The organism is Tabrizicola sp., from assembly GCF_036781545.1.
Classification (GTDB): domain Bacteria; phylum Pseudomonadota; class Alphaproteobacteria; order Rhodobacterales; family Rhodobacteraceae; genus Tabrizicola.
The window spans coordinates 1-12558 of the sequence record NZ_DAIQAT010000015.1 but is presented as its reverse complement, the minus strand read 5'-3'; the positions used below and the strand labels follow the sequence as shown (position 1 = coordinate 12558).

Sequence of the window (12558 nt, the reverse complement as noted above, 5' to 3'; positions counted from 1 at the left end):
GCCCGGGGGGCACAGATGGCTTACCTAATCATGGACATAACGATGCCTCTCACCATCACCCGGCGGGCTATTGCGCCCGCGTGGAAATGCAATCTCCAAACAGTATCCCGGAGACTGAAAAATCTTCCGGTGAAGAACCTGCCGGGCGCTGGTAAGGGCCGCCCGCACCATAGCTATCAGCTTGCCGATGTTCTCTCGAAGGTGACGAAATCTATCCACATTGGCCCGCTCATCCGAGCGGCACAGGACGACATGAGCCTTAACGTGGGCAGTGGTCCTTCTGTCATGGCGAGCGCTGAAAGGCTGGAGCAATGGCTTACGGTGCCGATGCGCCAGCGCTACGCGGCTGTTCGGAATGCTATGACTGCCAGCCTTGCGAGCGCACGTGGCGGGGCCGCATATATGCCTTTCTTGGAAACGCTTAACCGCAAGGTTTTGCTCCACAGTGACGTGCTGCGCCACGTGGTTCTGGGACTTCCCAATAGGATCAGTTTCCAACATTTCGCCCCGGCTTTCGCCTTGGTCAATTCGACCTATGAGCCGGAAGAATTGGAGGCGGCAGCATGAGCAATACAAGCTTCTTTGAGATGGTAAACGCGTCCCCTGTTCTCTCGGAAAAATGGGTGAAAGTAGCAGGTGAAATTGTCTCTGCTGCCCGCGAACTGTTTGGCGTCCACTTGGATCACGATGACGTGGCTTCGATCACGGCGGCACGGGCGGCAACGCTAGGGCGGCATGATTTGGATGACTATATGGACGAGTTGTCTGCGCTGGAAAAAGTGAAGGCGCGAAACCCGGCGAAGTCAAAGCCCGCAAAGGAGACCAGCCCGCAAGAGCAGAAATCCTTGCCGGATGCCCGCACTGCGGCGCGCAACTTTGCGGAAGCCCGAGCAAACGGCTTTAAGGCCCCCAAAGGGCCGTTGCCTATCGACTCGCTTACGGATGAGCAGAAACTGCAATTTCTTGTCGGGCTGCCCCCGGTGATGGCCGTAAGATTTCGTTGGGCAGAAAGTGGGGTTTGATCAAATGAGTCGCAGTGACGAAATACTTAACCGCCTGATCGCCCTGACCCGAAACAACGGCGGGTTTGTCGCAACATGGAAACGCACAGGCTTCGACAAATTCACCTTCACAGTGACGGGTCATACGTTTTCAGCGGTGTGGGCAAATGAGGTCCTGCAGGCCGTGCATCCGGGCGCGGACATTGACCAACTCTACCCGGTCCAGCGGAAGGTGACGAAGCCCGTTGCCGCAGAAGTGGTCAAGCTCGCCCCGCCTGAACCTCGCCCTGCGGCCCCCCTCACGGCGGGGCAGCACAGGTCGATATCAGAGGCTGAGGCCGCAGATACACACAGACGCAGACGCCGCTGATCGTGGCGCTGTCAGCGCCCTTGGGCGGGCCATCGTAGGGTTCGGCCCGCCCCCACCACCAACATCCAAGAGAATGAACATGAACAACTTTGACCCCGCATCTGCGGGTGCGATGACGGCTGCAATCGACCACGATCTAGTCATGGAGTTTAGCAACTTGCTCTATGAACATATGTCCCCGAACCTGACGCATCCGTGGATGGTCGAATTTGATGACCTCGCCGAAGTCATCGGCGACCGGTACACCTACCGCGTCCTGCGGCGTCGTCAGTTCGATCCCGATCCCGATGGGCTTTGGTTCAAGCCCCGGTCGACTTACGACCCAACCCCCTGCAAGGAAGTGAACGTGAAGGCACTGGCCCCGGCGCTACGCCGCGCAATCAAGGCGCTTGACCCGTTGGGCCTCTGCCGCCCGTACATCGTCGGGGCGGAGCTATAACGCAGAGTAGCGCCGCCACAAAGCGAGTCGCCGAAGATCGCCGCCGCGATGCCGCCCGCGAGGTATGGAAAGCAAAATGGCGGGCAGCCGCGCAGGTGCGCGATGGCTGGACGGCTGATCAGCTTGAAGCCGAAGAGGCAGCGCTTGCTGCGGAGATTGCGCACCGGGTGGAGCGTGGGGAAGTCCAGAAGCTCGCGGGTAGCGCGTTGCTGAACCGCGATGCGGACCTGTCAAACCTTCTGACCGGGTGGGTCGTGGATGAGCGCGTGTGAGCTTTTTCGGCTTGAAGCTGAATTCTGTGCGAAAATGTGAAAGTCGGGAATTCAGCTTGAAGCCGAAGAGGTAGGCGCGGGGACGGTTCACGCAGAAGCCTCAACTTCGGCTTCAAGCTTAATCGCTGATATTAAACACTTTTTCAGACACCACGGTTGACCCGTGCCCCCGAATCGTGTCACAAGGACTATGTGCACTGACGCACCTAAAATAGAAAGGAAAGTAAAATGGATTATGCCAACGAATACGCCGCCGCCGCCCGGAAGGCGCTGGAAGCTATCGAATGGGATGGCTTCGATCCCCGCCCTGTAGGTGAGATAATCTTGGTCCTCGCCGCCGTTCTGGAAGACGCCGGGCATTCGAGTGCCAGCGTTTCGCAGATGCTGCGCAAGATGGCCGATGTGGGGGCCGCAGGATGAACCTGATCGACCTCACTGCCCGCGAACGTGCCGAGACGGAAATCCTGACCCTCTCCGCCGAACTGGTGGAAAGGGGGGAGCAAGGGGCCTTCCGCCACGTCGCCAAGCTGGCGCGGCGTGTTGCCGAGACGGCAGAGACTTTGACCACGAAAGACGCATGACTTGAACAAACAGACTGCCTCTGACTTCGCCCTGATTGAAGATGACGACCCGTTGCTGGGCAGCGTCGAAACCGAATTGAACAATGCCCGCGTCAGCGGGAAAGACTCGCCGGAATGGCAGGTCCTGCTTGACCGGCCCATGACCTTCCTTCTTCCCGATGACCTCAAGAAGGATGTGGAACAGAAGCGCTGGACCAATGCCACGGGCACCCTGCGCGACTGGATCAAGGGGCAGAAGGTCAAGGAAGGGCGCGGGGCGGAATGTGGCCTGTCGCGTCACCTTGAGCGCAAGGCAAAAGGGTACTTCCCTATCGTCTTCGGGGCGTCTGCGGGGAAGGAACGTACCGCCAATGCCATGGTGACGCAGGAATGCATGACCTTGGACCTCGAGTCCGGGGACTTCTACTTGGATGCGGTGGAGAGTGTGGCGGCGCTTGGGATTGCTTGCCTTGCCTATACCTCGTTCAACGATCAGGCGGAGAAATCCCACATCGAACGCGACAAGGTTCTTGCGTGGATGGACAAGGCAGGGCGTGAGGGTGACCCGACCGACGACGATGTAAGGGAATGGATGACTGCAACGGGCAAGTACCGCCCGTGGCATGTAGACTCTGTCCGTATCGCGACCCCATACATCCACACGCCTTTGGGCGTGATGATCGAGATTGCCCACGATCCGCTCGACAAATTCCGAATGGTCTTCGTACTCGACAAGCCGGTGGAGATTGGACGCATTGCGCGGAAGGTGCGGGATGGCCGCGACCTCTACAAAAGGAAGTTGCTGGGGCTGGCAGAGAAGCTGGGGCTTGTGATCGACGAGTCGTGTATCGACGTCTCGCGCGCCTTCTACATGCCGTCACACCCGCCCGGACGGGAAGGCGTGATCGACATTGTCCGGGGCCGCGCCCTGACCTTCGAAGAACTGCCGGAAGGTGAGTCCAGCAGGCGGAACGCCTTCGAGAAAGCGGGCGCTGGGGCCGAAGCGGACGGACGCGAGATAGCCGGAATGTCGGCAAAGGCTTGGGCGGCGAAGTACGCTAAACGGCTGGAAATCGCCCGTCTGATCAACTTGGAAGCAGATGGAAAGGTCAGGGAAGACAAGGGCGGGTTTCTGGTGGTCGAATGTCCGTTTGACGAATGGCACGGAAACGCAGGCGACCCCGACGACACCGGATGCCATGTCCGCGACGCAGACGGAGACACCGGATTTGTGTGGGCCTGCAAGCACAACTCATGCAGTGGGCATGACCGCCTCGACATGCTGCACAAGGCCGTTTCCGATGGGTGGTTTGACGAGTCCGGTCTCGTGTCGGACGATTACCTTGTGCCGCTGTCCGACGAAGAGTTGGAAGACGGAGAAGTCATCGAGGAATCCCCGGCGAAGTCTAGCCTCGATCCCGCCGCGCCCCTTGGCAAGACCGCGAAACAGAAGCTGGCCAGCCTTTCCGCCCGGTTCAAGCTCGTGAATTACAAGGGCAAGGTTCTGGTGATCCGCAACGTTGACCGGGCCGGAATGCTGGCGGGGGACGACGTTCTCGAATTCTGGACTAAGCCCGCGCTGAGAGACTTCTATGCCCACGAGGCGTGGCCCGAAGAAGTGGGCGAGGGCAAAAACAAGAAGACAGTATGGGTCAACCCTGTTGATAGGTGGTGGACGGATGAGGCGAAACGCCATTCCCGCGTTGTCTTCGATCCCTCCGACCGGCCGCGCGAATACGACGTGAACCTATATGACAAGAACCTGTTGGCGCTGATCCCTGCAGCGGGTGATCCCAGCCCGATTCAAGACTTCATCCGCGACGTGATCTGCGGCGGGGATGACAAGGCCTACAAATGGGTCACTCTCTACTTCGCGCACATGGTCCAGCGACCTTGGGAGAGGCCGGGAACGGCTTTGGTTCTGTATGGCAACGGGGGCGTCGGCAAGGGCACATTCGGCAGGATCGCCAGGCGGCTGGTAGAGCCTTACGACCTTCTCGCCACACACCCGGAACATCTGCTAGGCCGGTTCGCTGGCCCCTCGCTGGCAACGTCCTTGTGTGTCGTGTCCGAAGAAGCCGTGTTCGGGAAGTCTGCCGAGGCAGCAGATCAGTTGAAGGGCATGGCCACACAGCGAGACATGCGTGTGGAGGCGAAGCAGGTCCAGTCCGTCCAGATGGACGTGTTCTTCCGCATCATTATCGACAGCAACCACAACACTGCCGTGCGGATCGAAGGCAACAACAGCGAGCGCCGCTACATGGTCCTGCACGTTTCCGAGGCCATGAAAGGCAATCGCGACGGTTTCAGAAAGCTTTATGAGCATATCGAAGGCCCGGCGATGTGCGCCTATGCCGAATGGCTGGGGCGGTGGAACCCCGCTGACGCGGGTCTCGACTGGACGGACGTCAGGACCGCTCCTGAAACAACCGCCCGGAAAGCCATGTTCGTTGAATCGCTCCGGGCATCGGACAAGGCATTCCTGCAGTTGCTGGAAGATGGCGAATTCATCTGGCGCGAAGGGCAGCAAACTTTCCGCGTTGTGTTCGGCGACGGGGAAAACCGTATCCCGGCCCGTGCGCTGGACGAATGGGTTCGCAGCCTTGCCGGGCGGTATGACAGCGACATGCGCCCCGCTGCAGCTGTCTGGAAGCGCCTCTTCGGGGTGGAGTTGGATAGACCGAAACCGGCACGTGCGACGGGCGAGCGGCAGACCCTCGACGAAGGCGCGGGAGATTCCGAATATGCGTGGCAGCCCTTCGCGTTCAATACGCCAATGTATAGCTTGCCGGGTGTGCCGACGATCCGAGACATGATCCATGACAGAACGGGTCGAGAGGCAGAGAATTGAGCGAGGGCGGCGTCAGCCGCCTTTTCTGTTGCGGGTGTTGTAAACCGACTTTCCTAAGTTACTGAAATATAAGCAATGTTGTGAACGTTGCGTGTTGCAAGGGATTTTCAAATTGCGTGAATGGCTGGCGTGGGGCAGTCACAGGCCCTATTCCGCCCCACGGCTTTTTCTTATACAGTTTATTTTCTTACAACAACAACAACAAATACAACAAGATAGAGAAACAATTCAGAGAAGTGGGAAGTACAGACAACCCCACGTTCGCGCCCCCACGTTAGCCAATGCCAGCCGGGTTGGGTGACCCGCGTCAGCGGGTTTTCCGATCCCGATAGATGCTCTCGGACCTAAACCAACGATATTCGATTGGGTCGTCGAATGCTTCAGGGATTCGATCCTTTATCACCTTGATCAAGGGAAGTAACATCCGCCATGCCGCAGAGGCAAGCAAATTTGCTTCTGAAATCTCTTTATGGACATGGTGAGGTAATTCGCCATAGCTTGCAATATGTTCGGGAATAATCGAGTTCTTTCCAAAGCGATTGGGAGACGAATGCTCTGCCATAAATCGGGCGAAACGGTCTAGAGAGAAGCAGAAATCCACAAACATCGGTTGCACGCGGCGATCCTGAAAAAACGCTACACCTGAATCATGCTCACTGATCAGCATGCCCATCTCGGTTAGATACTGAGGGCTGATCGCATTATGATAATCGTGATCCAAGAGCATTGTCTTGAACTTGTCGGCCGAGTAAGATGCAATTTCTCTGGCAAGCCTAATATCATTCTTTGTCGCAGCTCGATAAATTACCTCATCGCTTTCCTTGAACTCAGTAAGAAGCCAGAAAACCACAGCGATCACAAACGCAAAGAACGCTTCTTCTCTCTCCTGAAGTGGCGTGTTCCTTGGCCATAGAAACCATGCAAGCATGAGGAGCGACGAGGTCCCTGCAGCAATTCTTGCAATCGTCTGATAGTATCTCTGAAACATTCCAGTCTTCCGCGCCTCTACCGTTCCTAGTCCCACCCTGCCTGACCTAGCTCTTGGTCAAACCACGTCTCGGCATCCGCACTTGCACCCCGAACAGATCGGAAGTCCAGATAGTGACCATACCCCTTGTCATCCAACCATGAACGGAACGCGCCGAAGCTACGGAGCTTCCCAGCCCCCGGCTGGACGCCCGTTGCCTCTGCCCACTTGTGGGCGAGGTGGCGGATTGCTGTTTCGGCTTCGTCTTTCTTCATTCCGAGGCATCCGTCTCTGCTAGCGCCTTCTGATAGGCCTTGATCGCCTCCACGAACGCAAGAGCCGCGTCCGCATTGGATACCATGTAGTCTTCCCGCATGCCCGTGTCCGACCGGAAACTGACCTGACCATAAGCACAGATAGGTATCTGGTAGTTGTCCTTGAACCGCCGGTCAGGGGACCCGTCCTTGTTCGTCTTGGCCCACGTCTGTCCTACCAACTTGGAATCCGGCGGTACGCTTTGTGTCTCATGGAAGCCGACCCCTTGGAAGCTGACCTGTAGTTGCCGAACGTCGATAAGCGCGAACACTCCGTCCGCCCGTGGGATCACGGCCACACCGGGATAGATTAGTACATCGTCGCCGTTGACGTTCTGGAGTCGCATGGCGCGTCCCGCAAACTGAATCAGGTCCGAGGAACTGAATTCGAAGGTCACGGGGTGGCGGTTCACCACCCGATCCGTGAGTGATCTTTCCACACGCTGATTGGTGGCCCGATCCGCAGTAACGTCCCAAATCTTGTTGCTAGATTTCAGCACATCAAAGGCGCGGACGGCAGTTGCATAGGCACGCTGGGCAGCGTCCCCCGATTCAAAGCTGACTTCAATCTTCGTATTACCTTCCCAGCTTGCCAGCCTTTCCACCTCCGCTTTCGTGATCGGCAATGCGACCTCCAATTCCGCAATGCGCTGCTTGTAAAACCATCGGAATAGGCTTCCCTTCCGCCGGTTTAATTCCCCCCTTTGCTGGACTTCCTCGCCACGCGCTTCCATAAGGTCGGCCTTGACCTGTGCCTGTTGCTCCCGCGCCTTGGCTATGAGGTCCCGCAACGGCAGTAGAGAGTTGCTGGTAAGGACCTCTACAGACGCACTGGAAATCTCAGTCATACCGGCCTGCGGCATGTAGACCCGCGCGGACTCAGGCGTGTTGCCGTTTGCTGGCGTCTCGACCGGCGGACCGTCGAACCCACGCGACGCAGGGGCAGTCCCTCCCCCCCGTCCGAAGGGCACCACATGCGAGCTATAGGACAGACCCGTACCGGGCGCTCCTATCGTGGTGCGGACCCCCTGCTTGCCTATGTTCACCGTCGCGCCGGGTACTCCAATGCTTGTGCTGATACCTCGCTTCCCGACATTGATCCGGACACCGGGGAAGAGGGTGAATGTCTGCCTGAAACGCAATGTCATTCCGCAACCTGAATAGGACCTAGTGACTTTATAGCCGAGTTTTATGGATTGAGAGAATGTCTAAAAACTCCCCACAGGTGCTGTCGACCGCGTCGACTGCAACTCCTGACCGTTGCAGTTGGGGCCGTTTGAAGCTTCGGCGGAAGACTCTTTGACGCGGGTTGGAACATCCGCATGAACTTGTTTTCATACGATTTCTCTAGATACTGCCGTCTACTCACGCAGGCGCGTGCAATGTGCCTTCGGCGTCTTAAATCGATGCAACCGGTTGCAACCGCGCCTGAAGCCGCGCGCGGCAGATTCCAGATAACATCCCGCAACACGCCCCGAGACGGAGACCTCACACTGGAGTGTTCCGACCGGTTTACAGAAGTGAGCCGTACTTCGTTGCCTGTCCCAAGATTGGCCGACAAGAATCTGAAAACTGTCCTTCTCGCTCACCTGTCCGATTGGAGTATACTCAAAAAGCTCGCCCAGAATGCCCACGTTTTTGTCCGAATAGACTTGGAGAATCATTTATAGGACGGTAGACTATTTTCGGACAGTCATACGAGACAGGGAGGGCGTACATGGGCGAGTTGATTGGATATGCGCGGGTATCGAGCAGTGCTCAGTCTCTCGATCTTCAGGAGGCTGCACTGAAGGACGCAGGCGTCGAGCCGGAACACCTGTACTCGGAGAAGGCCAGCGGTCGGAAGCGCGAGAACCGGGAAGCTCTTGAGGAAATGCTCACCCGTGGAATCCGCAAAGGTGATACCGTTGTATGCACCCGTCTCGACCGACTTGCCCGAAGCACTCGCGACCTACTGCAGATTGCTGAAACGCTCGAAAGCAAGGGCGTGAGTCTTCGGGTTCTCGATCAGCCAATTGACACCAGTACGCCCGGCGGCAAGTTGTTCTTTACTATTCTTGGTGCATTCGGCGAGTTTGAGGCGACTATCCGTGCCGAACGCCAACGTGAGGGGATCGACGCCGCTCTCGCGAAGGGTAGCGCTAGCCCTTTCAAGGGTCGTCCCGCAACTATCGATGGAGATAGGGTGGCGAAGCTGAAGGCGGTGGGAAAGACGCCAACACAGATTGCGAAGGTGTTGGGGATCGCTAGATCGTCTGTCTATCGATATATGAAAGACGTCGAGAACCGCGCAAGTCAGCTCAGCTAACTAACGTACACCTAAGAGAGTGGACCTACAGTGAGGCAAGAGAAGAGGCCGGTAGGGACCCAAGGGGGGGCGTACTAGCCTCGGTCATGTGGCCGGGTAGTGGCCGCGAGCAGGTTGCACAGCAACTAAAGCGTCTCAGACGTCATGCGCGTGCTGTTCTAGCAGTGTGCTCGCTTGCTCCGAGAGCCAACGTGTCGCATATTAAACCAAGAATAGAAAATGCGAGGCAAGTAGTGTCGGAAATACCTAGTCGGTTTCTTGAAGCTCGCTGTAAGTGTTGCGAGAAGGAAACCAAGGCTCTGGTGCTTTGCGCAGGGTACGAGGGCGAGGCTTGGCGTTCCAAGAAGCTTGCGTCTCATCTGTTTGCTTGGCTTCCGCAGGTCGCTCTAGACCAAGCTCGCAAAGACACATTCGACGTGTCTAACTGGGAGGAGCGGATAGAGCTTGCAGCAGCACACGTCTACCGGACGAAGAAGACCGCGAACAGGGGCGAGATTGGTGAAATACTCTTGCACATTGCATGCGTACAGGACTTCGGCACTCTACCAGTTCTGTGCAAATTGGTTCTCAAAACGAGCCACAACGATACTGTAAAGGGCTTTGATGCAGTACACGTCGTCTATTCCGATGATGATTTCGAGCTGTGGCTCGGAGAATCTAAGTTCTATAAAGACTCAAAGCGGGGAATAGATGACGCAATTAAGTCAATCCGTGAGCATCTCCTGCCAACCTTTTTGGACACAGAGAAAGCGATGTTGTACGGGCACGTGCCCGACCACATTCCAAATGCAGAAAAGATTCGGGCCCTCTTTCACAAGAATACATCGAGCGACATCCTTTTGAAGCGGTCAGTCTTTCCGGTGCTCGTTTCCTATGAAAGCAAAACAGTCGCTGGTCATAAGGCGCTTTCAGACACTTACGTTCAGGAACTTCAGGCGGAAAGCGATGCACTACTCCAATATCTTGAGAAGGAAGCGGTCGGAATTCCGATCAGAATTCAAGTTATCTTTGTTCCAATTTTTCTGAAGAATGACCTTATCGAGCACTTTGACAAAAAACTGGAGGCGTTCCAATGAGCGTGATGGAGACTCTTCGCAAAATCGAAGATGGGTTGCCACTATCAGGGGATATCGTGTTTGACGCCATTCTCGAAGCGAGCAAGATTTCCAAGTCAGATCGCTATGAGGACCAAGAAGCACTCGAGATTGCCATTCGTCTACTTGATGCAAGCGAGCGGGGCCTTGTTCCATACGGTTCACACGGTGCAATCGAGCACCTTGCGGAAGAGTGTGGGCTGTATCCCTACGTTGATATCGAGAAGCTAAACCCTCTCCGCGCCTCTCTCATAGAATCCTTTTCTGTTGGTTTGGACGAGAAAGTCTATCTCCATGCAAAACAGATGGAGGTGCTATCCCACTTGCTGGCCGGGGAAAACGTCGCCCTAAGTGCTCCGACTAGCTTTGGGAAGAGCCTGATTGTTGACGCATTTGTTCAGCAATCTGGCCCGGAGACTGTTGTTGCGATTGTTCCAACTATTGCGTTGATTGATGAAACTCGGAGACGACTAGAAAGAAACTTTGGGGACCGATATCAGGTAATCTCGAAACCGTCCGATTCTCGCGTGGCAGAGCGTGCAATTTATGTGCTTACTCAAGAGCGCTATCTCAATCGCGATGAAATTTCGAAAATTGACTTTCTCTTTGTAGACGAGTTTTACAAGCTTGATCCGCGCCGCGAGGACTTGAGGTTTCGGACGCTGAATGTGGCACTTTATCGCGCACAGCGAGTATGCAAGCAGTTTCTCCTCGCAGGTCCAAATATTACCGCTTTGAGTCGAGGGCCTGCGTGGAAGAGTCGCATCAATTTCATTCGATCAGATTATCAGACTGTAACGCTTAATACAGTTGATCGAACGACGAGCGATGAGAAATTTGGAACTTTCTTAAATGATCTGCGATCTGTCGGTGAGCAACAGTCTCTTGTATACTCTAAATCGCCTCCGGCCTCCCGACGGTTGTTGGAAGACTTGCTTTCAGCAGGCTATTCTCAAGAGTGTGAGGTCGGCACGGAGCTTAGCCAATGGATAGCTGCGAATTATCATCCCGATTGGGTGCTAACCGATGCTGTTAAGAACGGTATTGCATTGCACCATGGCAAGATACCTCGGGCGCTTGCACAGCTTTTTGTAAAACTATTCAATGACGGTGAGCTTCCCGTCATGTTATGTACCTCTACGCTTATCGAGGGGGTCAATACCTCCGCTGAGAATGTTTTCGTTTTTGATAAAGAGATTAGTACTCGGCCGTTTGACTATTTCTCGTTTGCCAATATTCGTGGTCGTGTGGGTCGAATGATGCGTCATTTTGTCGGGCGGGTTTTTCTTTATCATGCGCCTCCTCTGCCAGACGAACTAACTGTTGAAGTTCCGGTTTTTGGCGATCCAAGTGAGTCAGATGACTATATACTTATGAACTACGACTCCGGTGATCTTGATGGCGCGGCTCTTGAGAAACAGTTCGCCCTGCCACTTGAGTACGAAGTAAATTTTGAGACGCTGAAACAGTTCGGGCATTTTGGAGGTCATGCGCTCCAAGAGACAAAGGGTGCAATTAGGAAGCTGCTCGTTGAGAGACCTCAGAGCTTTGAGTGGAATGGATTTCCTGACTACAATCAGAAGATTGCGTTAGCGACGGTAATTCGACCGCTCCTTTCTGCTAAAGGAGACAAGTCCGCTAGGTTGACAGTAAAGCAAATGGTGTGGGCGTGGGATAAATTGATGAAGCTTGGATCGCTACCAGATTTTATTCAATGGTTTCAAGAGACGTTCTCAGGTGACGCAGTTCAAGAAGGCATTGACAGGGCCTTGGAATTCTTAAGCTCGTGCGAGTTCAACCATGCAACGGCAACGGCTGCAGTAAACCGTCTCGTTTCCGAGCTCCGACCGACTTTGCGCGCTGACTATTCGTTATATGCGCTTCAGCTTGAATCTTGGTTCCGACAGCCTTGGCTGAAGGAATTGGACGAGCTTGGTGTGCCGGTTCCTCTCTCGGAGCGGTTACAGGATTTTGTTGGTCGCCAAAATAACTATAGAGATGCCCTTAGGAAGATGTCCGAACTTTCAGAGGACACTCTTAGGAGACTTTCCCCAATAGACAGGCTGCTTCTTTCCAGAGCCACGAAACACCTTCGGAGGGGCTCCGCGTTGCTCTAAGGCGGAGGAGTAGGACTGTTCTAAGGAGTGAAGGTGAGGTGCTGAGGTATTTCGGTGCTAGAGCCACCTGAAACTGAGGGCTTCCTTAGTCGTCGTGCTCTGACTTAATGCTGGGAGGTGTCGTTGTAGGTACAATAGGGAGTACAATAGCCTGAGTCGGAGAGCCCCCAAGATGGCTACTTTTTCATTGAAATCAATTAGATGGGTGATTGGCGGAGAGGGTGGGATTCGAACCCACGGTAGGCGCAAACCTACAACGGTTTTC

The 12558-nt window shown here is 55.3% G+C and carries 12 protein-coding genes and 1 pseudogene; 10 read left to right on the top strand and 3 right to left on the bottom strand.

Annotated elements, in window-relative coordinates; translation table 11 throughout:
• Window positions 1–15: 15 nt before the first annotated feature.
• From V7Q39_RS04725 to V7Q39_RS04695, 7 genes are all read left to right on the top strand, one after another.
• Window positions 16–567, top strand: coding sequence for a hypothetical protein (locus tag V7Q39_RS04725; RefSeq protein WP_333815372.1), 552 nt, complete (start codon window positions 16–18; stop codon window positions 565–567).
• The gene (locus tag V7Q39_RS04720; RefSeq protein WP_333815371.1) at window positions 564–1022 is read left to right on the top strand and encodes a hypothetical protein; all 459 of its coding nucleotides are present in this window, start codon (window positions 564–566) and stop codon (window positions 1020–1022) included. Before V7Q39_RS04725 ends, V7Q39_RS04720 begins: the two co-directional genes overlap by 4 nt.
• Window positions 1023–1450: 428 nt before the next feature.
• The gene (locus V7Q39_RS04715) at window positions 1451–1810 is read left to right on the top strand and encodes a hypothetical protein (RefSeq protein WP_333815370.1); all 360 of its coding nucleotides are present in this window, start codon (window positions 1451–1453) and stop codon (window positions 1808–1810) included.
• Between the two features lie 95 nt (window positions 1811–1905).
• Entirely contained in the window at window positions 1906–2082 is a 177-nt protein-coding gene (locus tag V7Q39_RS04710; RefSeq protein ID WP_333815369.1) for a hypothetical protein, read from the top strand.
• 228 nt (window positions 2083–2310) lie between these two features.
• Window positions 2311–2502, top strand: coding sequence for a hypothetical protein (locus V7Q39_RS04705; RefSeq protein ID WP_333815368.1), 192 nt, complete (start codon window positions 2311–2313; stop codon window positions 2500–2502).
• Window positions 2499–2663, top strand: a complete 165-nt coding sequence (locus tag V7Q39_RS04700) for a hypothetical protein (protein WP_333815367.1) — start codon at window positions 2499–2501, stop codon at window positions 2661–2663. Before V7Q39_RS04705 ends, V7Q39_RS04700 begins: the two co-directional genes overlap by 4 nt.
• Before the next feature lies 1 nt (window position 2664).
• Window positions 2665–5493 (top strand): primase-helicase family protein, encoded by a 2829-nt coding sequence (locus V7Q39_RS04695; protein ID WP_333815365.1) that lies wholly within the window; start codon window positions 2665–2667, stop codon window positions 5491–5493.
• Between the two features lie 307 nt (window positions 5494–5800).
• On the opposite strand, the gene V7Q39_RS04690 is transcribed toward V7Q39_RS04695, so the two are convergent.
• The 3 genes and pseudogenes from V7Q39_RS04690 to V7Q39_RS04680 form a co-directional block, all read right to left on the bottom strand.
• Window positions 5801–6481 (bottom strand): hypothetical protein, encoded by a 681-nt coding sequence (locus V7Q39_RS04690; protein WP_333815364.1) that lies wholly within the window; start codon window positions 6479–6481, stop codon window positions 5801–5803.
• 250 nt (window positions 6482–6731) lie between these two features.
• A complete protein-coding gene (locus V7Q39_RS04685; RefSeq protein WP_333815412.1) occupies window positions 6732–7622 on the bottom strand; it encodes a hypothetical protein in 891 nt (296 codons plus the stop codon).
• A 144-nt stretch (window positions 7623–7766) separates the two neighbouring features.
• A pseudogene (locus tag V7Q39_RS04680) lies at window positions 7767–7922 on the bottom strand (DUF4236 domain-containing protein); the annotation flags it as partial.
• 569 nt (window positions 7923–8491) lie between these two features.
• On the opposite strand from V7Q39_RS04680, the gene V7Q39_RS04675 reads away from it, so the two are divergent.
• The 3 genes from V7Q39_RS04675 (at window position 8492) to V7Q39_RS04665 (ending at window position 12293) form a co-directional block, all read left to right on the top strand.
• Window positions 8492–9082 carry a recombinase family protein gene (locus V7Q39_RS04675; protein WP_333815362.1) on the top strand — a complete coding sequence of 197 codons (591 nt, stop codon included), beginning with the start codon at window positions 8492–8494 and terminating at the stop codon, window positions 9080–9082.
• 191 nt (window positions 9083–9273) lie between these two features.
• Window positions 9274–10158 carry a HamA C-terminal domain-containing protein gene (locus tag V7Q39_RS04670; protein WP_333815360.1) on the top strand — a complete coding sequence of 295 codons (885 nt, stop codon included), beginning with the start codon at window positions 9274–9276 and terminating at the stop codon, window positions 10156–10158.
• Window positions 10155–12293 (top strand): DEAD/DEAH box helicase, encoded by a 2139-nt coding sequence (locus V7Q39_RS04665; RefSeq protein ID WP_333815359.1) that lies wholly within the window; start codon window positions 10155–10157, stop codon window positions 12291–12293. The genes V7Q39_RS04670 and V7Q39_RS04665 overlap by 4 nt, the downstream gene beginning before the upstream one ends.
• Window positions 12294–12558: the final 265 nt, after the last annotated feature.

Excerpts from the sequence above, each read along its gene's own strand:
- V7Q39_RS04725 (WP_333815372.1), top strand. The coding sequence starts at position 16 with ATGGCTTACCTAATCATGGACATAACGATGCCTCTCACCATCACCCGG.
- V7Q39_RS04720 (WP_333815371.1), top strand. The coding sequence starts at position 564 with ATGAGCAATACAAGCTTCTTTGAGATGGTAAACGCGTCCCCTGTTCTC.
- V7Q39_RS04715 (WP_333815370.1), top strand. The coding sequence starts at position 1,451 with ATGAACAACTTTGACCCCGCATCTGCGGGTGCGATGACGGCTGCAATC.
- V7Q39_RS04705 (WP_333815368.1), top strand. The coding sequence starts at position 2,311 with ATGGATTATGCCAACGAATACGCCGCCGCCGCCCGGAAGGCGCTGGAA.
- V7Q39_RS04700 (WP_333815367.1), top strand. The coding sequence starts at position 2,499 with ATGAACCTGATCGACCTCACTGCCCGCGAACGTGCCGAGACGGAAATC.
- V7Q39_RS04690 (WP_333815364.1), bottom strand. The coding sequence starts at position 6,481 with ATGTTTCAGAGATACTATCAGACGATTGCAAGAATTGCTGCAGGGACC.
- V7Q39_RS04685 (WP_333815412.1), bottom strand. The coding sequence starts at position 7,622 with ATGACTGAGATTTCCAGTGCGTCTGTAGAGGTCCTTACCAGCAACTCT.
- V7Q39_RS04675 (WP_333815362.1), top strand. The coding sequence starts at position 8,492 with ATGGGCGAGTTGATTGGATATGCGCGGGTATCGAGCAGTGCTCAGTCT.
- V7Q39_RS04665 (WP_333815359.1), top strand. The coding sequence starts at position 10,155 with ATGAGCGTGATGGAGACTCTTCGCAAAATCGAAGATGGGTTGCCACTA.